The organism is Corallococcus sp. AS-1-6, from assembly GCF_020037015.1.
GTDB lineage: Bacteria > Myxococcota > Myxococcia > Myxococcales > Myxococcaceae > Corallococcus.
In genome coordinates, this window is sequence record NZ_JAIQDE010000046.1 from 1 (window position 1) to 24,132 (window position 24,132).

A 24,132-nucleotide genomic window follows, 5' to 3' on the forward strand; every position below is an offset into this window, starting at 1 on the left:
CGGAGGTGTAGATGACGTAGGCCAGGTGGTCCGGCAGCACGCGCGTGGCGGGCGCGTGCGTGGGCTGACGGGCGATGACGCCCCAGTCCTCATCCAGCAGGACCCGCGTGAGCCGCGGTGCGGCCCCTGGAGGTGCCAGGGCCTTCTGCGTGAGCAGCACGCAAGCGCCGCTGTCCTCCACCACGAAGGCGAGCCGCTCGGCCGGATGCGACGGCTCCAGCGGAACGAAGGCGCCGCCGGCCTTGAGGATGCCGAGCATGCCGATGATCAGCTCCGGCGAACGCTCGCAGCACAGCGCGACACGCACGTCCGGCCCCACGCCCGAAAGGCGCAGGTGGTGCGCGAGCTGGTTGGCGCGAGCGTCCAGCTCCCGGTAGGTGAGCGTGGTGCCCTGGCACTCCAGCGCGGGAGCGTCCGGGGTGCGCGCGGCCTGGGCCTCGAAGAGGTGGTGCGCGCAGGTGTCCTGGACGAAGGCGGCGTGCGAGTCGTTCCAGTCGACCAGCATGCGCTGGCGCTCGCCGGGCGAGAGTCCGGTGACGTCGGACAGGCGGCCGTCGGCCGCGGCCATGAGGCCGGACAGGGCGGCGCGCCACTGCGCGAGCAACCGCTCCAGCGTGGCGGGCCCCAGGCGCTGGACGCCGGAGACCAGCCGCAGCCGCAGCTCCTGCCGCGGGATGGCGACCGCCGTGAGCGGGTAGTGGGTGCGCGAGAAGCTCTGGGGATCGCGGATGTCCAGGTGCCGCGCGCCCTCCTTCAGCGCCGCGTCCACGGGGTAGTTCTCGAAGACGAGGATGCTCTCGAAGAGCGAGGTGCCGCGCGGCACCTCGCTCCAGGCCTGGATGTCGGACAGGAGCGTGTGCTCGTGGTCGGCCAGCTCGAGCTGGTTCGCCTGCAGCTCCTTCAGCCACGTGGCCACCCGGGCATGCGCGGGCAGCCGGACGCGGACGGGCAGGGTGTTGATGAACAGGCCCACCGCGGACTCGACGTTCGCGAGCCCGGCGGGACGGCCGGAGCGCGTGGCCCCGAAGACGGCCTCGTCCTCGCCCGCGTGCCGGGCGAGCACCAGCGCCCACGCGGCCTGCACCAGCGTGTTGAGCGTGAGCTGGTGCTGGCGCGCGAAGGACTGCATCGCGGTGGTGTCCTGCTCGGACAGGGTCACCTCGCGTTCGCTGCCCTCGGCGGAGTCGCTGGCGGCTTCACCCGCGAGCGGCTCCGGCAGGGCGGTGGGCGCCCTCACCCCCGCGAGCGAGGCACGCCAGAAGGCCTCCGTCCTGGAGGGCTCCTGGCCCTGGAGCCACGCCACGTAGTCGCGGTAGCCATGCGACAGCGTGACGGCCGCGAGCGGCTGACCCGAGGCGAGCCGGGTGTACGTCGCGAACAGCTCCTTGAGGAGCAGCGCGATGCTCCAGCCGTCCACCAGCAGGTGGTGGAAGCTCCACACCAGCCGCCAGGCGTCCTGTCCCAACTGGATGAGCGTGAGCCGCATCAGCGGCGGCCGGGTGAGGTCGAAGCCCAGGGCGCGGTCCTCCGCGAGGAACGCCTGGAAGCGGGCCTCCCGCTCCGTCTCCGGGAGCGTGCACCAGTCGAGCTCCTGCCAGGGCAGCTCGCTCCGGGCGTGCACCAGTTGGACGGGCTGCTCCAGGCCCTCCCAGAGGAAGCCCGTGCGCAGCACCGGGTGCCGGGCCACCACGTGTTCCCAGGCGCGGTGCAGGGCGACCGGATCGAGCTGGGTGTGGAAGAACGCCCAGGAGAGCTGCTCGAAGTAGGAGCTGGAGCCCGGTGACAGCAGCGCGTGGAAGAGCAGGCCGCGCTGCATGGGCGCCAGCGGATAGACGTCCTCCAGCGCGGGCTGGTCCTGGAGCAGGGCGTCCAGGAAATGCGCGGGCACGCCAGCGAGCGGGAAGTCCGCGGCGGTCCGCGCGAGCGCCTGGGGCGAGTGGCGCCCGGTGATGAGCGCGCGCAGGGCCTCCGTGAAGCGCTGGCCCAGGCCCTGGAGGGTGGCCTCGTGGTGCAGGTTCTGGCTGTACGCGAACGCGACCTCCAGGCGCCCCCCGAGGATGAAGGCGTTGACCTCCAGCACGTGCGTGCGCGGACCCTCGCCGCCCTGCACGGGCCCGGTGGGCAGGCGCGAGAGGCGGAACCGGGACGACGCGGGCAGGGCCGAGTCGAGCTGTCCCAGGTAGTTGAACAGCACGGGCGCCCCCGACGCGGAGGAGCGCGGACGGGAGCCGTGCTCCGGGCGCAGGTAGCGCAGCAGTCCGTAGCCCAGGCCCTTGTCGGGCACCGCGCGCAGGGCGTGCCGCACCTGCCGCACCGCTGATGCCGGAGCGAGGGACGCATCCACGTTCACGAGCAGCGGGAACAGCGTGGTGAACCACCCCACGGTGCGCGACAGGTCCACGTCCTCGAAGAGGTCCTCGCGGCCGTGGCCCTCCAGGTCCACCATGAGGTGGGAAGCGCCGGACCACCGCGCGAGCGTGTGCGTCAGGGCCGCGAGCAGCACCTCCTCCAGCCGTGCCCCGTACGCGCCGGGCACCTCCTGGAGCAGCAACCGGGTCTCCTCGGCGCCGAGAGACGCCAGGACGCGCTTCTCCGAGTCGAGCGTGTTGCTCCCCCCGGCCATGTCCACGGGCAGCGGCGTGGGCGAAGGCAGGTCCAGCCAGGCCGGAAGCCGGGCGAAGGCGTCGGTCCGGGCATGCGCGTGCAGCCGCTCCGCCCACGCCTTGAAGGACGTGCTCTTGGGCGGCAGCGCGGGCTCCAGACCCTCGCGAAGCCGCGAGCACACGGCGTCCAGGTCCTCCAGCAGCACCCGCCAGGAGACGCCGTCCACCACGAGGTGGTGGATGACGAGCAGCAGGTAGCCGGGCCGCGAGGGGCCCAGGTCGAAGCGGACGGCGCGCAGCAGCGGACCGTGGGTGAGGTCCAGACGGGCCTGCGCTTCGGCCGCGATGCGCTCCAGGGCCGCGTGCTGTGCCTCGGGAGGCACCGCGGACAGGTCCTCGTGCTTCAGCGCGGGCGTCGCGGACTCCGCGCCTCCCAGGTGCTGCGTCCAACGCCCCTGCCGGGACTCGAAGCGCATGCGCAGGGCGTCGTGGTGCAGCAGCAGGTGTCCCAGGGCGCGCTCCAGCAGCCCGGTGTCCAGCGGCTGGAGGACCTCCAGCAGCACCGACTGGTTGAAGTGCTGGGGCCTGGAGCGGGGCTGCTCCAGGAACCAGTGCTGGATGGGCGTGAGCGGCACCTCGCCGGTGACGGGGCCCTGCTCGGACGGGAGCACCGGCGCGTCGCCCGCGGCGCGAGCCAGCTCCGCCACCGTCTGGTGCTGGAAGAGCTGCCGGGCCGTGAGCCGCAGCCCCGCGCGCCGCGCACGCGAGACGACCTGGAGGCCCAGGATGGAGTCACCGCCGAGCGTGAAGAAGTTGTCTGCCGTGCCCACGCGCTCCAGGCCCAGCACCTGGGCCCAGATGTCCGCGAGCGTGCGCTCCACGGACGTGCGCGGCGCGATGAAGCCCTCGCCGGAAGCCAGGCGTCCGGGGGCGGGAAGCGCGCGCCGGTCCAGCTTGCCGTTGGAGGACAGCGGCAGCGCCGGCAGGCTCACGAAGGCCGAGGGCACCATGTATTCGGGCAGCCGCGCCTTGAGCACGGCGCGCAGGGCGTCCTCGTCCACCACCGCGCCGCTGGCGGCGACGACGTAGGCGACGAGCCGCTTCTGGCCCGGGGCGTCCTCGCGCACCACCACGGCGGACTCGTGCACGGAGGCGTGCGAGGCCAGGACGGCTTCGATCTCCCCCAGCTCGATGCGCAAGCCGCGCAGCTTCACCTGGAAGTCGCCGCGGCCCAGGTACTCCAGGCTGCCGTCCGCGAGGTAGCGGACCCGGTCGCCCGTCTTGTAGAGGCGGGCCCCCGGTGCGTCACCGAACGGATCCGGCACGAAGCGCTCCGCGGTGAGGCCGGGACGGCCCGCGTACCCCCGCGCCAGCGCGATGCCGCCCAGGTACAGCTCGCCCACGGCCCCCGCGGGCACCAGCTCCAGACGCGGCCCGAGCACGCGCAGGTACACGTTGTGGATGGGCCGGCCAATGGGGACGCTGGCCCGGGTGTCGCCCCGGGCGCAGGCCCATGCGGTGACGTCCACGGCCGCCTCGGTGGGGCCGTACAGGTTGTGCAGCTCCGCCGGGAGCAGCGCCAGGCAGCGCGCCTGGAGGTCGGCGGGCAGCGCCTCGCCGCTGCAGATGATCCGCTGGAGGCCGGTGCAGGACTCGACGCCCGGCTCGTCCAGGAAGGCGCGCAGCATGGACGGCACGAAGTGCAGGGTGGTGATGCCCTGCTCGACGAGCGTGCGCGTCAGGTACGCGCTGTCCTGGTGGCCACCGGGCCGCGCGACCACCAGCCGCGCTCCGGTCATCAACGGCCAGAAGAACTCCCACACGGACACGTCGAAGCCGTAGGGCGTCTTCTGCAGGACGCGGTCGTCCGCCGTCAGCCCGTAGGCGTCCTGCATCCACAGCAGGCGGTTGCAGATGGCCTCGTGGGTGTTCATCGCCCCCTTGGGCTGACCCGTGGAGCCGGACGTGAAGATGACGTAGGCGAGCCCGCCGCCGTGCACCGTCACGTCTGGACGGGCCCGCGTGTGCTTCGCGAACGTGCGCCAGTCCGCGTCCAGGCTCAGCGCCTCGGGCGCCTCCGCCGGGAGCAGCGAGGCATGCCGCGCCTGGGTGAGCACCCACCGCGCCTCGCTGTCACGGAGCATGGACCGCAGCCGCTCCTGGGGCAGCGTGGGTTCCAGCGGGACGTAGGCGCCGCCGGCCTTGAGGATGCCCAGCAGGCCCACCACCAGCTCCACGGAGCGCTCCATCAGCACGGCCACGCGCGAATCGGGGACCACGCCGCGCTCGCGCAGCGCGTGCGCGACCTGGTTGGCCCGCGCGTCCAGCTCCCGGTAGGTGAGGGCCTCCTCGTCGAACGTCACCGCCACCGCGTCGGGCGTGCGCTCGGCCTGGGCCTCGATGAGCCCGTGCAGCGTGAGGGACGCCTCGCGCGCAAGGCGCGTGTCGTTCCACTCCGAGACGAGCTGGTGCCGCTCGGCCTGGGACAGCAGCGGCAGCCGGGAGAGGCGCTCGTCCGGCGTGGCGAGGCTGCCCCTCAGCAGCGTCTCCAGGTGCTGCCCCAGCCGCGTGACGGTCGCCGCGTCGAACAGGTCGGTGCTGTACTCCAGCGAGCCCACCAGTCCCTCGGCCGTGTCCGCCAGCGCGAGCGTGAGGTCGAACTTCGCCGTGTCCCGTTCGAGGACCAGCGGCTTGAGGGACAGGCCCGGCAGCGCCACGTCCGCGAGCGCGTCCTGGTCCAGGACGAACATCACCTGGAAGAGCGGGGAGCGGCTCAGGTCCCGCTCCGGCCGCAGCGCGTCCACCAGTTGCTCGAAGGGCAGGTCCTGGTGCGAGTACGCCCCCAGCGCGGTGCGCCGCACCTGGGCCAGCAGCTCGCGGAAGGTGGGGTCCGCGCCCATCCGCGCGCGCAGCACCAGCGTGTTGGCGAAGAAGCCGATGAGGCCCTCGGTCTCCGCGCGCGTGCGTCCCGCGATGGGCGAACCGACGCCCACGTCGTCCTGGCCGGAGTGGCGGTGCAGCAGCACCTGGAAGGCGGCCAGCATCACCATGAAGGGGGTGACGCCCTCGCGCCGGCAGAAGGCGTGCAGCTCCCGCGTCAGCTCCACCGGCAGGCGGACCGGCACGGCCGCGCCCCGGAAGGACTGGACCGCGGGCCGGGGCCGGTCGGTGGGCAGCTCCAGCGCCGGGGGCAGGTCGTGGAGCTGCTCACGCCACCAGCCAAGCTGCGCCTCCAGGACAGGGCCCTGGAGCCACTGGCGCTGCCAGTGCGCGAAGTCCGCGTACTGCACGGGCAGCCCGGGCAGCACCGGGGCCCGCTCCTCGCGGAAGGCCTGGTAGAGCTCGGACAGCTCCCGCACCAGCACCGCCATGGACGCGCCGTCCGCGACGATGTGGTGGACGGTGAGGGCCAGCACCTGACGTCCGCCCTCCAGCCGCAGCAGCAGCGCGCGCAGCAGCGGCGCCTCGGCGAGCACGAAGGGACGGCGCGCGTCATCCGCGGCCCGGCGGAGCGCCGCCTCCATCCGCGCGTCGGCGGGCAGGTGTCCCAGGTCCTCCTCGCGCAAGGCCAGCGTCGACGGGGAGAGCCGGAGGACCGGCCGGCCGTCGGACTCGGGGAACGCCCCGCGCAGGGCTTCATGGCGCGCCAGCACGGCCCCCAGGGCCTTGCCGAGCGCGGCCGTGTCCAGCGTGCCTTCCAGCAGCAGCGCGCTGGAGATGTTGTACGCGGCGCTGCCCGGCTCCAACTGGTCCAGGAACCACAGCCGCTGCTGCGCGAAGGACAGCGGCAGGTCGCCCGTGCGCGGCAGGGGCTCCATCGCGGGGGGCCGGACGCCGTGGGCCCGGGCGTCGATGCGCTCCGCCAGCGCCGACAGGGACGAAGCCTCGAAGATGTCACCGAGCGGCAGGTCCACCTGGAAGGTGCCCTGGACGCGCGAGACGAGCTGCGTGGCCAGCAGGGAGTGGCCGCCCAGCTCGAAGAAGTCATCCGCCAGGCCCACGCGCTCCACGCGCAGCACCTGCTCCCAGATGCCGGCGAGCAACTGCTCGGTGGGCGTGCGCGGCGCGCGGAACGTGTCCGCGGGCTCGCGGGCTCCTCCCGCTTCCAGCCCCAGCGCGGCGAGCGCCCGGGTGTCCACCTTGCCGTTGGGCGTGAGGGGCAGGGCGTCCAGCGCGATGAACGCGGCGGGCACCATGTAGCCGGGCACCTGCTCCGTGAGCGTCCGGCGCAGGCCCGCCGGGTCCACGTCACCCGTGACGTACGCCACCAGTTGCGCCGCGCCGGAGGTGTCCTCGCGCGTCAGCACCGCCACCTCGCGGACGCCCGCGCAGGCCGCGATGAGCGCCTCCACTTCCCCCAGCTCGATGCGGTAGCCGCGCACCTTCACCTGCGAGTCGAGGCGGCCGAGGAACTCCAGCGTGCCGTCCGCGTTGCGCCGCACCCGGTCTCCCGTGCGGTACAGGCGCGCGCCGGGCTTCCAACTGAAGGGGTGCGGGATGAAGCGCTCCGCCGTGAGCTCCGGCCTGCGCCAGTAGCCCCGGGCCAACTGCACGCCGCCGATGTAGAGCTCTCCGGTGACGCCCACCGGCACCAGCCGCAGGTCCGCGTCCAGCACGTGCAGGTCCACGTTGGCGATGGGCCGGCCAATGGAGACGACGCTCCCCGGGGCCTCGTCGCCCGTCACCTCGTGCACGCAGCAGCCCACCACCGTCTCCGTGGGGCCGTACTCGTTGATGAGCCGCGTGTCCGGCGCGTGCTCGCGCCAGAACGTCAGGTGCTCCGCGGTGAGCGCCTCGCCGCCGATGACGAAGGCGCGCGTGCCGCCGCGGGCCTCGGCCGGGCTCAACTGGCGCGCCAGCAACTGGAGGTGGGAGGGCGTCAGCTTGACCAGGCCGTGGCCGCCGCCTTCGCGCATCACCCGCGCCAGCCCCTCCACGCCGCCGCCTTCCTCCACCAGCACCACCGCGCGTCCCACCGTCAGCGGCAGCAGCAGGCTCGTCACCGTCAGGTCGAACGCGAGCGACGAGTGCACGGGCGCGGCGCCCCCGGCGGCCGGGTAGGCCCGGGCGCACCACGCCAGGTAGTTGACCACGCCCCGGTGCTCGATGAGCACGCCCTTGGGGCGCCCCGTGGAGCCGGAGGTGTAGATGACGTACGCCAGGTCGTCCGCGGTGACGCCGCTGACGGGCCGCGCGTCGCGCTCACGCGAGATGAGCGCGTGGTCCGCGTCCAGGCACACGGTCAGGAACGCGCCCGCGGGCAGCTCGTCCGCCAGCCGCTCCTGCGTGACGAGCACCGGGACCGCCGAGTCCTCCAGCATGGAGGCCAGCCGCGCCACCGGGTAGCCCGGATCCAACGGCACGTAGGCGCCGCCCGCCTTGAGGATGCCCAGGAGGCCCACGGCCATCTCCACCGTGCGCTCCACGTACAGGCCCACCAGCACGCCCGGCTTCACGCCCCGCGCGCGCAGGTGGTGCGCGAGCTGGTTGGCCCGGCGCTCCAGCTCGTGGAACGTCAGCCGCGTGTCGCCCTGGCGCACGGCCTCCGCGCCGGGGGTGCGCTCCACCTGCGCCTCGAAGAGGTGGTGGATGCAGCCCGGCGGGACGGGGGCGTGGGTGTCGTTCCAGGTGGTGAGCAGTTGCCGGCGCTCGCCGTCGGTGAGCAGGGGCAGGTCGCCCAGCCGCTGCGAGGGGCGCGCCACCATGCCCTCCAGCAGCGTGCGCCAGTGGCCCGCCAGCCGCTCCACGGTGGCGCGCCGCAGGCGCGAGGTGTCGTGGGCCAGCGTCAGCCGCAGTGGCCCGTCCGGGATGACGGTGACGTTGAGGGCGTACTGGGGCCGCTCGTCGAAGCGCACGTCGCGCACGTCCAGGCCGCCGGCCCGCGCGCGCACGGAGTCGTCCACCGGGTAGTTCTCGAAGACAAGGAGCGTCTCGAAGAGGGGCGTGCCCCGGGGCACGCCGCTCCATCCCTGCACCCGCACCAGCGGGCTGTGCTCGTGCTCCTGCGCTTCGGCCTGCCAGGCCTGGATGCGCCGCAGCCACGGCAGCAGCCGCTCCTCCGGAGGCATAGTCACGCGCACGGGCACCGTGTTGATGAACAGGCCCACCGTGTCCGCCGCGGTGGACAGGCCCGGAGGCCGGCCCGCGACGGTGGCGCCGAACACCACGTCCGTCAGGTGCGTGTGCCGGCCCAGCAGCAGCGCCCATGCGCCCTGCACCAGCGTGTTGAGCGTGAGCTGGTGCTGCCGCGCGAAGCCCTGCAGGGCCTCCGTCAGCGCGGCCGGGAGCACCAGCTCCACCCTGCCGCTCCTGCCCTGGCGCGAGTCCCGGAGGGCGCTCGCGCGCTCATCGCCGGGCAGCGGGGTGGGGGCCGCGACACCGGCGAACGTCTTCTTCCAGAAGGACTCGGTGCGCGCCAGGTCCTGGCGGCCCAGCCACTCCACGTAGTCGCGGAAGGCCGGCGCGCGGCCCCACCGGGGCGGCTGGCCCGCGAGGCGCGACGCGTAGGCGGCGAACACGTCCTGGAGCAGCAGCCCCATGCTCCACCCGTCCTGGATGAGGTGGTGGAAGCTCCAGACGCAGCGGTACACCTGCTCGTCCAGGCGCAGCAGCGTCAGCCGCAGGAGCGGCGCGCGCGACAGCTCGAACCCGCGCGCGCTGTCCGCCTCCAGCCACGCCGCGAGCCGGGCCTGCTGCTCTCCGGGAGGCAGGCCCCGCAGGTCCACCTCGCTCCAGGGCAGCTCCGCGCGGGGGAGCACCACCTGCAACGGCTCCGCGAGCCCCTCCCAGTGGAAGCGGGTGCGCAGCGCCGGGTGCCGGTCCACCACCGCCTGCCACGCTTCACGGAAGGCCGCGACGTCCAGCCCCGAGTGGAGGGACCACGAGAGCTGTTCGACGTACGCGCCGGCTCCCGGCTCCAGCAGCGTCTGGAACAACATGCCCTGCTGCATGGGCGTGAGGCGGTAGACGTCCTCCACCGGCTCTCCCGGCGGCAGCACGGCGCTCAGCACCGACGGGCTCACGTCCGCCAGCGGGAAGTCCCCCGGCGTGTAGCGCCGCGCGTCCTCGGAGTCGCGGCCGGCGATGAGCTCGCGCAGCGCCGTCAAAAGCTCCCCGGCCAGCGCCTCCACCGTGGCGTGCGTGTGCACGGCCTCGCTGTAGAGCCACTCCAGCTCCAGCTCGCCGCCCAGCACCAGCCCGTTCACCTCCAGCAGGTGGCTGCGCTGTCCGAGCCCGGAGCGCGTGGGCCCGGCGGACTCGCGCGAGGCCCGCATGCGAGCCGCACCGGAGGCCACCGCGTCGAACTGGCCCAGGTAGTTGAAGGCCACCGGCGCCGCGGGCAGGGCCCGCAGGTGTTCCCGCGCCGCGTCCGAACCCAGGTGGCGCAGCAGCCCATGGCCCAGGCCGCGTCCCGGGACGCGCCGCAGCGAGTCCCGCACGGCCCGCAGCGCCGTGCCGGGGCTGGCGCTCGCGGGCACCTGGAGCACCACCGGGTAGAGCGCGGTGAACCAGCCCACGGTGCGCGACAGGTCCACGTCCTCGAAGAGGTCCTCGCGGCCATGGCCCTCCAGGTCCACCCGGAGGCTCTCGGAGCCCGTCCAGCGCGTGAGCACGCGGGCCAGCGCCCCCAGCAACACCTCGTCGATGCGCGAGCGGTAGGCGGCGGGCACCTCCTGCAGGAGCGCCCGCGTCTCCGCCGCGTCCAGCCTCACCGCCACGCGCCGCGCGGTGGCTTGTGTGTTGTTCCCCGTCCCCTCGTGGTCCACCGGGAGGGCCGGCACGGCGCGACGGCCCTCCGTGAGCCAGAAGGCGAGCTCCTGCTCCACGGCGGGCGTCCGCGCGTGCCGCTGAAGCCGCCGGGCCCATTCCACGAAGGGCGTCGTCTTCGGAGGCAGGGCCACGCGCTCACCGCGCGCGAGCTGGCCGTAGGCGGCCTCCAGGTCCTCCAGGAGCACGCGCCACGACACGCCATCCACGGCGAGGTGGTGGACGTACAGCAGCAGCCGCTGGGGCTGTCCCGCGTCCGGATCGAAGAGGGCGGCGCCCAGCAGCAGGCCCGACTCCAGGGACAGGCGGGCCTGCGCCCGGGCCGCCTCGCGCGCGAGCGGGGCGCCAGGGGGCAGGCGCTCCAGCCGCACCGGGCACTCCAGCCCCACCTGCGACAGCGTCCAGCCCTGGCCGTCGCGGGTGGCCCGCGTCCGCAGGGCGTCGTGGTGCTCCACCAGCGCGTTCAAAGCGCGCTCCAGCACCTCGGCGTCCAGCGGCTCGTGGGCCTCCAGCAGCACGGCCTGGTTGTAGTGGTGGGGCTCCGGGAGCTCCGCGTCGAGGAAGGCGCGCTGGATGGGCGTGGGCGGCACCTCGCCCGTGACGAGCCCCTGCTCGGCCCCGGGCGCGGCCGTGGTCTCCACCACCCGCGCCAGCTCCGCCACCGTCTGGTGCTGGAAGAGCTGGCGGGGCGTGAGCCGCAGCCCGGCGCGCTGGGCGCGGGCGATGACCTGGAGGCTGAGGATGGAGTCGCCGCCGAGCGCGAAGAAGTTGTCCGAGAGGCCCACGCGCGGCGCGCCCAGCACCTGGGCCCACAGCGCGGCCAGGGTCTGCTCCACCGGGGTGACGGGCGCGACGAAGGCCGCCTCCGCGACGGACTGCTCGGGCGCGGGCAGCGCGCGCCGGTCCAGCTTGCCGTTGTCCGTGAGGGGCAGCTCCGCCATCGAGACGAAGGCGGCGGGCACCATGTACTCGGGGAGGCGCGCCTTGAGGTGGACGCGCAGCGCCTCCACGTCCGGCGACTCCCCGCTGGACGGGACGACGTAGGCGACCAGCCGCTTGTGGCCCGGCGTGTCCTCGCGCACCAGCACCGCGCTCTGGCGCAGCGAGCCGTGCTGCGCGAGCGCCGCTTCAATCTCTCCCAGTTCGATGCGGAAGCCGCGCAGCTTCACCTGGAAGTCGCCGCGGCCCAGGTACTCCAGGCTGCCGTCGGCCCGGAAGCGCGCCCGGTCCCCCGACTTGTAGAGCCGGGCCCCCGGCGTGTCGCTGAAGGGATCCGGAATGAAGCGCTCCGCCGTGAGCGCCGGCCGCGACAGGTAGCCGCGGGCCAGGCCCATGCCGCCGACGTACAGCTCGCCGGGAACGCCCATGGGCGAAGGCTGCAGCCGCGCGTCCAGCACGTAGAGCTGCAGGTCCGGGATGGGGACGCCGATGATGCTGCCAGCATTTCCCTGGGCATCCTCGGCGCGCAGGGGACGGTAGGTGACATGCACCGTGGTCTCGGTGATGCCGTACATGTTGACCAGCCGGGGCCGGGTGTCCGGATGCCGGGCGAACCACGGGCGCAGGCTGGCGAACTCCAGCGCCTCGCCGCCGAAGACGACGGTGCGCAGCGACAGGCCGCTGGGGCCCTGCACGTCCGAATCCACCTGCACCAGTTGCCGGAAGGCGGACGGCGTCTGGTTGAGCACCGTGACGCGCTCCTTGCGCAGCAGCGCGTGGAAGGCCTCCGGGGAACGGCTCACCCAGTAGGGCACCACCACCAGCCTGCCGCCGTGGATGAGCGCGCCCCACAGCTCCCAGACGGAGAAGTCGAACGCGTACGAGTGGAACAGCGTCCACACGTCGTTCGCGCCGAAGTGGAACCAGTGCTGCGTGGCGGAGAACAGGCGGGTGATGCGCCCGTGCGTGAGCTGCGCGCCCTTGGGCTTGCCCGTGGAGCCGGACGTGTAGATGACGTAGGCGAGGTGCTCGGAGGTGACGCCCGGGTCCGGGTTGTCCTGCCGTCCGGACGCGGGCTCCGGCGCGAGGTCCAGGCACACCACCGCGGCGTCGTGCTCCGGCAGGGTCCTGGCCAGGGACTGCTGCGTGAGCAGCACGGGCACCCGCGAATCCTCCAGCATGAAGGCCAGGCGCTCGCGGGGGTAGGCCGGGTCCAGCGGCACGTAGGCGCCTCCGGCCTTGAGGATGGCCAGGATGCCCACCACCATCTCCAGGGAGCGCTCCACGCACAGGCCGACGAGCGTCTCCGGGCCCACGCCCAGGCCGCGCAGCCGCCACGCGAGCCGGTTGGCGCGCGTGTTGAGCTCGCCGTAGGTGAGGTGGCTGTCCTCGAAGGTGACGGCGACGGCGTCCGGCGTCCGGGCGGCCTGCGCCTCGAACTGGTGGTGGACGCAGGCGGTGGCCGGATGCGAGGCGCGCGGCCCGCTCCACTCGCGCAGCAGCCGGTGGCGCTCGGCCTGGGACAACAGGGGCAGCCGCGAGATGCGCCGTGACGGGTCCGCGACGATGCCCAGCAGCAGGTGGTGCAGGTGCTCCACCATGCGCGCGATGGTGGCGCCGTCGAACAGGTCCGTGCCGTACTCCAGCGAGCCCACCAGCCCGTCCGCCGTGTCCGTCAGCGACAGCAGCAGGTCGAACCGGGCGGTGTGCTGCTCCAGCGTCAGCGGGCGCAGCGTCAGGCCCGGGAGCTTGAGCTCCGGCAGCACGTCCTGCTGGAGGACGAAGACGGTCTGGAAGAGCGGCGAGCGCGTGAGGTCGCGCACGGGCTGGAGCGCCTCCACCAGCCGCTCGAAGGGCAGCTCCTGGTGGGCGAACGCGCCGAGCGTCGTCTCCCGCACCTGGGCCAGCAGCTCGCGGAAGGTGGGGTCACCGCCCAGCCGCGCGCGCACCACCAGGTTGTTGACGAAGAAGCCGATGAGCCCTTCGGTCTCCGCCACGTTGCGTCCCGCGGTGGGGGACCCCACGCAGAAGTCATCCTGGCCCGAGTACCGGTGCAGCAGCACCTGGAACGCGGCCATGAGCAGCATGAAGGGCGTCACGCCCTCGCGCTGGCTGAAGGCCCGCACGGACTCCGACAGCGCGCGCGGGTAGTGGATGGGCATGGCCGCGCCCCGGAAGGATTGGGTCGCGGGCCGGGGCCGGTCGGTCGGCAGCTCCAGCGACTGGGGCACGCCCTTGAGCTCCTGGCGCCACCAGTCGAGCTGGGACTCCAGCGCGCCGCCCCGCAGCCACTGCCGCTGCCAGTGCGCGAAGTCCGCCATGTGGACGGCAAGCTCCGGCAGGGGCGAAGGCTGGCCCGCGCGGAACGCCTCGTAGAGCGCCGCCACCTCCCGCACGAGCAGCCCCATGGACCAGCCGTCGGAGACGATGTGGTGCATCGTCACGGTCAGCACGTGGCATTCGGGCTCCAGTTGGAGGAGCGCGGCGCGCACCAGCGGGCCCTGGTCCAGCGCGAAGGGGCGCTGGGCCTCGCGGGACGCCAGCCGCAGCGCCTCCGACATGCGCTCGGAAGGGGGCAGGTGCCGCAGGTCCCGCCGCTCGGGCACCAGGTCCGCGCCAGGGACGATGCGCAGGTACGGCCCCGCGTCGTCCACGTGGAAGGTGGTGCGCAGCGACTCATGGCGGCGGCGCACCTCCGCGAGCGCCCGCGTCAGGGCGTCCGCGTCCAGCGGGCCCTCCAGCAGCACCGCGGAGGGGATGTTGTAGAGCGGGCTCTCCGGCTGGAGCTGGTCGATGAAGAGCAGCCGCTGCTGGGCGAAGGACGGCGTGAGGCGCCCCTCGCGGGACACCGGCGTGAGCGGCGTCGGGCTCGACGTCCGCGCGTCGCGCACCGCCCCTTCGAGCCGGGCCGCGAGCGCCGCGACCGTGGACGCATCGAAAAGCTCCCGCAGGGGCAGCTCCACCTGGAACGCCTTGCGGATGCGCGACAGCACCTGGGTGGTGAGCAGCGAGTGGCCCCCCAGCTCGAAGAAGTCGTCATGCAGCCCCACGCGCTCCACGCGCAGGACCTCCGCCCACATCCCGGCGACCTGCTGCTCCAGCTCCGTGCGCGGCGCGACGAACTCACGCTCGCGGACGGCGCCGGCCGTGGGGGCGGGCAGGTTCTTGCGGTCCACCTTGCCATTGGGCGAGCGCGGCAGCGCCTCCAGCACCACCAGCACGGGCGGCACCATGTACTCCGGCAGCCGTTCCTTGATGAACGCGCGCACCTCGCCGGAGTCCAGCGTCTGCCCGGCGCGCGGCGCCACGTAGCCCACCAGCCGCGCGCCGCCGGGCACGTCCTCGCGCGCGACGACGACGGCCTCCAGCACCGCCGCGTGCCGCTCCAGCGCCAGTTCAATCTCCCCCAGCTCGATGCGGAAGCCGCGCACCTTGACCTGGTGGTCCACGCGGCCGAGGAACTCGATGGTGCCGTCGCGCAGGAAGCGCCCCAGGTCGCCCGTCCGGTAGAGGCGCGCGCCCGGAACGCCGCGGAACGCATCCGGCACGAAGCTCTCCGCCGTGCGACGGGGGTCGTTCAGGTAGCCGCGGCCCACGCCCACGCCGCCGATGTGGATTTCACCGGGCACGCCCATGGGCACCGGCTGGCCCGCGCGGTCCAGCAGGTACAACTGGAGGTTCGGCACCACGCGCCCGATGGGCGTGTTGACCGTGGTGGACGGCTGGCGCAGCACGTGGAGCGTCACGTCATCCGAGCACTCCGCCGGGCCGTACGCGTTGAGCAGCGGGATGCGCGGGTACAGCGAGAACCACTTGCGGCTGACCTCCGGAGGCAGGGCTTCCCCGGTGGGGATCATCCAGCGCAGGGCCTCGAGTGACGGACGCGAAGGGCCCAGCGCCTCGGCTTCCTCCAGCATCACGCGCAGCACGGAGGGCACCACCTGGACGATGGTGAGCCCCTGCGTCTGCATCTCCCGCAGCAGGCGCGGGGGGCTGCGCACCACGTCGTCGAGCAGCAGGTGCGTCCGGCCTCCCATCATCAGCGCGGTGAGGAACTGCCAGACGGAGATGTCGAAGGACTGGGACGCCGTCTGGGCCACCACGTCGCCTTCACCCAGCGACATCTCCTGGATGAGGACGTACAGGTGGTTGAGCAGGCCCGCGTGTTCGAGCATCGCGCCCTTGGGCACGCCCGTGGAGCCCGACGTGTAGATGATGTACGCCAGGTGTCCCGGCCCCGCGCGCGCGGGCAGGTCCGCTCCGGAGCCCGGAGCGGCGAGCGCCTCCTCCAGCACGAGCCCCCGGGGCTTCGCCACGGAGGACGGCAGCAGCTCACCCGCGCGCTCCAGCGTGGAGGCCAGCTCCGAGGCCACGAGCACGCGCGGCGCCAGGCTCTGCTCCAGCACCTGCGCGATGCGGTGCGGCGGGTGCGAAGGGTCCATGGGCAGGTACGTGCCGCCCGCCTTGAGGATGGCCAGCATCGCGGTGACGAAGTCGATGCTCCGGGGCGCCAGCAGGCCCACGGGCATGTCCGGGCCCACGCCTTCGGCCACCAGCCGGTGCGCCAGCCGGTTGGCCCGTGCGTTCAGCTCGCGGTAGGTGAGCTGTTGCTCCTCACAGACCAGCGCCACGGCGTCCGGCACGCGGGCGGCCTGCTGCTCGAAGAGCCGCGGGAAGCACGCGGCGGTGGGGTAGTCCACGCGCGTGGCGTTCCAGTCCACGAGCAACTGCTGGTGCTCGGGCGGCGTGAGCAGCGGCAGGTGGGTGATGCGCTGGCCCGGGTCCGCCACCGCGCCCTCCAGCACCACCTGGAGGTGCGCCGCCATGCGGGCGATGGTCCCCTCGTCGAAGAGGTCGGTGCTGTACTCCAGCCAGCCCTTCAGGCCGTGCTCGTCCTCCATGAAGGAGAGGTTGAGGTCGTACAGCGTGGCGCCGAAGTGGATGTCCTCCACGTCCGTGAGCGCGCCCGTGAGGATGGAGGCGTCATGCGCCCGGTGCAGGATGAAGAGCACCTGGAAGAGCGGCGCGTGGCTGAGCGTGCGCGTGGGCTTGAGCGCCTCCACCAGCCGGTCGAACGGGACGTCCTGGTGGGCGTAGGCCCCCAGGGCCACCTCGCGCACCTGGGCCACGAGCTCGCGGAAGGTGAGCGCCGGGTGGAAGCTGGCGCGCAGCACCAGCGTGTTGAGGAAGAAGCCGACCAGCCCCTCCAGCTCGGAACGGCTGCGGCCCGCGGTGGGCGAGCCCACGCAGAAGTCGTCCTGCCCGGAGTAGCGGTGCAGCAACACCTGGAAGCCCGCCAGCAGCGTCATGAAGAGCGTGGCGCCCTCCTGCTGGCTGAGCGCCTTGAGGCCCTGCGTGAGCGGGCGCGGCAGGCGCAGTGCGTAGCGCTCACCCCGGCGCGAGGGGACGGTGGGCCGGGGCCGGTCCGTCGGCAGCTCCAGCACGTCCGGGACGCCCGCGAGCCGCGTCTTCCACCACGCGAGCTGCGACTCCAGCGCCTCCCCCTGCAACCACTGCCGCTGCCAGCGGGCGAAGTCGGAGTAGCGCACCGGCAGCTCGGGCAGCGGCGCGACGCGGCCTCCGGTGGCGGCCTCCACGCTCGCGCCCAGCTCGCTCGCGAGCACCACCAGGGACCAGCCGTCGGTCATGATGTGGTGCATCACCATCAGCACGTGCGACGTGTCGTCCGCCAACTGGAAGAGGGCCAGCCGCAGGATGGGGCCCTTCTCCAGGTCGAACGTCTGGCGCGACAGCTCCATCACCCGCTCATGCGCGGCGGCCTCGCGGGCCTCGGGGGGCAGGGAGCGCAGATCGAAGCAGGGCACCTGGACGTCGAAGGGCTCCGCGACCACCTGGAGCGGCCGGCCGTCCACGGTGGCGAACGTGGTGCGCAGCGCTTCGTGACGGCGCAAGAGCTCCGTGAAGACGCGGCCCAGCGGCTCGGGCTCCAGCAGGCCCCGGAAGCGCGCCAGCAGGGGCACGTTGAGGGCGATGTTGCCCGGCTCCAACTGCTGGATGAACCACATGCGCTCCTGCGCGTAGGAGAGCGGGTGGGTCCGCCCTTCGTCCGGCAGCCGCCGCAGCGGCGGCGCCCCGGAGCCCGGCCCCTGCGCGGCGCCCGGGTCGGTGGCGAGCAGCGTGAGCAGGCGCGCGGTCAGCGCCGTGAGGCTGGGACCCTTGACCAGCTCGACGATGGGGAGGGTGACCTGGAGGCGGGCCTGGATGCGGTTTCGCAGGTCCACCGACATGATGGAGTCGAACCCCAGCGTGCCCAGGGGCTGCCCTCCGTCCAGCTTCTCCGGAGCGATGCCCAGCACCGCGCCGGCCTCACCCCGCAGGAAGGCCATCAACGCTTCGGCGCGCGCCGCCGCGTCCAGCGCGAGCAGCGTGGCGCGCAGCGGGTGGCCGGAGGACGTGCCCGGGAGCGCCGCGTCGGAGCCTGCATCCGTGAGGCGCGCGAGCACCTTGCGCTCACCGCGCGTCTCCAGCACCTGGCGCAGCACGGACCAGCGGATGTCCATCACACCGGCCTGGGGCGTGCCGGACGCCAGCAGCGGTGCGATGGCGGGCAGCGCCTGCTCGGGCTCCATCAGCCGCAGGCCGCGTCCGGTGATCTTCCGGCCCTGCTCCAGCCGCGCGGCCATGCCGGCCTCCGCGAAGGTGCCCCAGTCGATGGTGAGCGCCGGCAGCCCCGCAGACTGGCGGAGGTGGGCCATGGCGGCGAGGAAGGCGTTGGCCGCGGAGTAGGGCGCTTGGCCCGGCGAACCGATGTAGGCCGACACCGAGGAGAACGACACGAAGAAGTCCAACGGCGCGTCGCGCAGCAGCCGGTGCAGCAGCCAGCCGCCCAGCGCCTTGGGCCGCAGCAGCGTGTCGAATGGCCGCGCGTCCATCCGGGCCACGGGCATCTCCCGCGGCAGCAGCACGCCCGCCGCGTGGATGACGCCGCGCAGCTCCGGCCAGCCCTCGTCGCGGAAGGACTCCAGGTATCCACCCAGCGCCGCCGCGTCGCCCACGTCCACGGAGGCGACGTGAACGCTGGCGCCCAGCGCCTCCAGCTCACGCACCAGGCCCACCTGCCGGGCCTGCGGGGCATCCGGCTCCAGGCGCTTCCACTTCGAGCGCGGAGGCAGCGGCGTGCGGCCCAGGAGGATGAGCCGGCGCGCGCCCTGCTGGACCAGCCAGCGCGCCACGTGCGCGCCCAGGCCGCCCAGACCGCCGGTGACCAGGTACGTCCCGTCCGCCCGCACGCGAAGCGGCGCGCGCGACGAAGCCAGCTCCTGGCGGCGCACCATGCGCTCCACGAAGCGGCGGCCCTGGCGCAGCGCCACCCGGTCCTCGCCGTCACCGGCCTGGAGCGCCCCGCACAGCGCCGCCGAGGACGCCTCCAGGGACGCGGTGGGGTCCAGGTCCACCAGCCCACCCCAGAGCTCGGGGTGCTCCGCGGCGAGCGTGCTGCTCAGACCCCAGAGCGTGGCCTGCGCGGCCTCCAGCGCATGGGGGCCCTCGCCCACGGGCTGCGCGCCACGGGTGACGAGCCACAGCCGCGCGTCCACGGACCGCGCCAGCAGGGCCCGCAGCACGGACACCACCGGCACGCAGCCCAGCGCCAGCGCCGCGCCCACCGCGTCCAGGTCCGAGCTCTCCGGGAGCACGCCGTCCAGCGCGCGCAGGTAGACGACGCGCAGGGGCGTCCCGGGGGCCTGCCCCAGCACCGGCTCCAGCGCCCGCGTCAGCGCTTCTTCCGGCGCATGGGCGATGTCCAGGCCACCTTCGCCCGGCTCCACGAGCACCACGGGCTGGCCCTGCGCGCGCAGGCGCTCCGCGAGCGCGGCGCCCGTGCCGCCGGCGTCACCCAACAGCAGCCAGCGCGCGGACTCCGGCGCGGCGGTGGCCTCGCCAGCGGGCTCCCAGCGCGTGCCGTAGAACCAGTCCTCGGACAGCTCGGGGGCTTCGGCGGCCGGGGCCGCGCCCCCCTGGGGCAGGGCAATCCAGCACCGCTCCCGCTGCCACGGGTACGTGGGCAGCGGCACGGCCGGCGTGTCCTTCGCGAACAGCTCGCTCCAGCGCACGTCCACGCCCTGGGCGTAGAGCGCCCCCAGCGAGCCGAGCAGCACCGAGCGCTCGTCCTCGCCCCGGCGCATGGAGGGCACGGCCACGCCGGCGACGCCGCGCACGCGCAGCAACTGGGCGATGTCCGCCAGCAGCAGCGGGTGGGGCGCCACCTCCACGAAGAGGCCGCAGCCCGCATCGACCAGGCGCTCCATCGTGTCCGCGAAGCGCACGGGCTCGCGCAACTGCCGGGCCCAGTATTCGCCGTCCAGCACCGCGCCCTCCACGGGCAGGGCGGTGACGGTGGACATCATGGGCACGCCCGGCGCGGTGGGCCGCAGGTGGGCGAGCGCCGCGCGCATGGCGTCGCGCGCGGGCTCCATGTGGTGGCAGTGCGACGCGAAGTTGACGGCGAGCAGCCGCGCGTGGACCTGCCGCTGCTCCAGCGAGCCCAGCAGCTCCGTGAGCGCGTCCACATCACCGGAGACGATGGTGGACGTGGGCCCGTTGCGGGCGGCGATGGCCAGCCGGCCCTCATAGGCCGTGAGCACTCGCGCGGCCTCGTCCGGCGCCATCTCCAGCAGGGCCATGCGACCCCGCCCGGAGGCCTGCTGCGTGACGCGGCCCCGGTGGAGGATGACCTCCAGGGCCTGGGGCAGCGACAGGGCCCCCGCGACGCACGCGGCGGCCACCTCGCCGGCGCTGTGGCCGGCGAGCTGATCCGGCTCGACGCCCAGCGAGCGCCAGAGCGCGGCGAGCCCCACCTGGAGCGAGAACATCACCGGCTGCGCGAACTCCGTCTGCGCCAGGCGCGAGCGGCCCTCCTCCGCCGCCAGCTCCTCCAGGATGGACCAGCCCGCCAGGGGCTTCAGGAGCGCGTCGCACTGCTCCACGACCTGGCGGAACACGGGCTCCCGGGCCAGCAGTGAACGGGCCATGCCGAACCACTGGGGGCCCTGGCCGGAGAACACGAACGCGATGCGCGCACGTGCCCCGGGAACGGCCGGGCCCGTGAGCACGCCGGGGTGGGGCTGTCCGTCCGCCAGCGCCTGGAGCCGGGCCTGGAGCTCTTCCCAGGTGGAGGCCAGCACGGCCGCGCGGTGGGACTGGTGGCCGCGCCGGGTGGCCGCGGAGAACCCGAGCGACTCCAGGGGCGACTCCCCCCGGGGAGACAGCGCGAGGTGGCCGCGAGCCAGGGCCCGCAGGGCCTCCGGGCTTCGGGCGGAGAGGGGCACGAGCTGCGCGCGAGCGGGGGGCGGCTCACGGCGGGCGCTCCCCGCCTCGTGGCCCTGCAGCACGACGTGGGCGTTGGTGCCGCCGAAGCCGAAGGAGCTCACGCCCGCGAGCCGCGGACCGGCGGTCACGGGCCACGGCAGCAGCCGGTCCTGCACGCGCAGCGGCAGCTCGGAGAAGGGGATGTGCGGGTTGGGCGTCTGGAAGTGGAGGCTGGCCGGCACCATGCCGTGGCGCAGCGACAGCGCGACCTTGATGATGCCGGCGATGCCCGCCGCGGCCTCCAGGTGGCCGATGTTGCTCTTCACCGAGCCGAGCGCGCACGGGGCGTCCGCCGCCCGGCCCTCGGCCAGCACGGCCCCCAGGGCCTGCGCCTCGATGGGGTCGCCCAGCGACGTGCCGGTGCCGTGCGCTTCGACGTACTGGACCTGGGACGGCGCCACGCCCGCGTCGCGGTAGGCGGCGCGCAGCACGGCCTCCTGCGCGAAGCGGTTGGGCGCGGTGAGGCCGTTGGAGCGGCCATCCTGGTTCACCGCGCTGCCCCGGATGACCGCGTGGATGGTGTCGCCGTCCGCCAGCGCGCGCGACAGCGGCTTGAGCACGATGACGCCCGCGCCCTCGCCGCGCACGTAGCCGTTGGCGCTGGCGTCAAAGGCCTTGCAGCGGCCATCCGGCGCCATGAAGCCGGCCTTGCTGAAGTTGACGGTGAGCGCGGGGGACAGCATCACGTTGACGCCGCCCACCAGGGCCACCGTGGACTCACCGGCGCGCAGGCTGCGGCACGCCAGGTGCGTCGCCACCAGCGACGACGAGCACGCGGTGTCCACCGCGATGCTGGGGCCGCGCAGGTCCATCACGTACGAGATGCGGTTGGCCGCGATGCTCAGCGCGCCGCCCGTCCCCGCGTAGGCGTCCGCGAGCCCGCGGCGGCTGAGCTGCATCGCGCCGAAGTCGCTGGTGGAGATGCCGACGAACACGCCCGTCCGGCTCCCCGCGAGCCGCTCGGCCGGCAGGCCCGCGTCCTCCAGCGCCTCCCACGCCACCTCCAGCAGCAGCCGCTGCTGCGGATCCATGCGTGAGGCCTCGCGCGGCGACAGCCCGAAGAAGCTCCGGTCGAAGCGGTCCACCTGCTCCAGGAACCCGCCCCAGCGCGTGGTCATCTTCCCTTCGGCCGTGGGGTCCGGATCGTAGTACTCGCGCAGGTCCCAGCGATCCGCGGGCACCTCGCGGATGGCGTCCTGGCCCTCCAGGAGCAGGCGCCAGAAGGCCTGGGGGTTCTCCGCCCCCGGGAAGCGGCACCCCAGGCCGATGATGGCGATGGGCTCCTCGGCGGCGAGCTCCCGGGGCGTGGCCGGTGCGCCCGCGTCCATCGCTTCCGGGACCGCGTCCGCCAGGTGCCGCGCCAGCGCGTCGATGGACGGGAAGTCCCACACCAGCGTGGGAGGCAGCTTGCGTCCCAGCTTCGCCTCCAGCTCACCCGCCAGTTGCACGCCCGCCACGGAGTCCACGCCGAGCTGGGCGAAGGGCGCGGCCACGTCCAGGCGATCCACCGGGACGTTCATGGCCCGCGCGAGCGCGTCCAGGATCCACGCCTCCAGTTGTCGCACGGAAGCGGAGACGCGCGTCGCCCCGGCGGCCGGAGGCGCCACGGGGGTGGGCGTGGGCGCGACCGGCGCCGGAGGCGCTTCCGTGACGGCCTCCGCGCGCCACTGGTGCAGGGGCTCCAGCGTCCCCTCCAGCCAGGCCGCCTTGGTGGCGCGGCGCTGGATCTTCCCGCTGGTCGTCTTGTGGATGCTGCCCGCGGGGATGAGCGCCAGCCCGTGCAACTGCACCGAGTGACGCTCCGCCACGGCGGCGCGCACGGCCTGGACGACCTCCTCCACGTCGAAGGCGTGGCGCGTGTCCATCTCCTGCACCACGACCAGCCGCTCCTGGCCCGCCTCCTCCACGGAGAAGGCGGCGTTGCAGCCGGGCCTCAGCGCCGGGTGGCTCTGCTCGACGCTGGCCTCCAGGTCCTGCGGGTAGTGGTTGCGCCCGTGCAGGATGACCAGGTCCTTGAGCCGCGCGGAGATGAAGAGCTCCCCGTCCAGGACGAAGCCCAGGTCTCCGGTGCGCAGGAAGGGCCCCTCGCCGGTGCCCGCGACGCGGGCCTGGAAGGTGCGCTCGCTCTCCTCCGGCCGCCGCCAGTACCCGTTGGCCACGCTGGGGCTCTTCAGCCAGATCTCCCCGACCTCGCCGTCGGCGCGAGCCGTCAGCGACTCGGGATCCACGATGAGCAGCCGCTGATCGGCCAGGGTGCGTCCGGAACTGACCAGGCGCCGGGTCCCGGGCCCCTGCGCGCTGGAGGCCACCGCGTGCCCGCGCTCCAGGGGCTCCACCTCCACCGTCCGCTCGATGGGGGCCTCCACGTTCACGCCGCCCGCGGCGATGAGCGTGTTCTCCGCCAGCCCGTAGCAGGGGTAGAAGGCCTCGCGCCGGAAGCCCGAGGGCGCGAAGGCCTCCTCGAAGCGCTCCAGCGTCTCCGCGCGGATGGGCTCCGCGCCACTGAACGCCACCTCCCAGGTGCTCAGGTCCAGCGCCCGCCGCTGCTCGGGCGTGCTCTTGCGCACGCACAGGTCGAAGGCGAAGTTGGGCGCGCCCGACAGCGTCGCCTTGTACTCGGAGATGGCCTCCAGCCAGCGCAGGGGCCGCTTGAGGAACGTGAAGGGGGACATCATCACGGCGGCGCGTTCGCAGCCCCACCGGATGGGGGACAGGATGCCGCCGATGAGCCCCATGTCGTGGTAGGGCGGCAGCCAGGACACGAACCGCGTTCCCGCGTGGCCGCCCATCTTCTGCCGGGCCGCCTCCAGGTTGTGCATCAGGTTGGCGTGGCTGAGCATCACGCCCTTGGGCGTGCCAGTGGAGCCGGACGTGTACTGCAGGAAGGCCAGCGAGTCCGGGCCCACGCCGGGCTTGCTCCAGGCGGACTCGATGCCCGCCGCCACGTCGTCGGTGGCCACCCAGCGCAGCTTCGCGAGCTCCGGGGCCAGCTCGAACAGCCCCTCCGCCATGGAGAGGATGAAGGACGTCGTGAGCACCACCGTGGCCTGCGAGTCGCGCACGATGGCCATCAGCCGGGGCAGCGTGCGCTCCAGGCGCGAGGGATCCGGCGGGTACGCGGGCACGGCGATGACGCCGCCGTAGAGGCACCCGAAGAAGCCCGCCACGTAGTCCAGCCCCGGCGGGTACAGGAGCATGGCGCGCTCGCCCACGGCGGACTGCTGCTGGAGCATGGCGCCCACGGCCCGGGCGCGCCGGTCCAGCTCCCCGAAGGTCACCGGCAGCGGGCCGTCGTCCTCCAGGAAGATGTACGCCTCCTCCCCGAAGCGCTGCTCGCCGCGCTGCTGGAGCATGTCGATCAGCGTGGGGATTTCCAGGGAGCCGCTGGACGGGGCCGGTGCCATTGGGGACCTTCCGGGGGGACCGCGAAGAAGTGCGCCGGGGCGCTGGGAGCGCGCCGCCGGGGAATGGAGCGCGAAGCCGCCGGGAGGACCGG

At 73.9% G+C, this 24,132-nt stretch carries 1 protein-coding gene; it reads right to left on the minus strand.

The genetic code is table 11. The features are described 5' to 3' along the window. A partial coding sequence (locus tag K8612_RS37195) for a non-ribosomal peptide synthase/polyketide synthase (RefSeq protein WP_223765709.1) occupies positions 1-24,040 on the minus strand: 24,040 nt, incomplete at its 3' end. Positions 24,041-24,132: the final 92 nt, after the last annotated feature.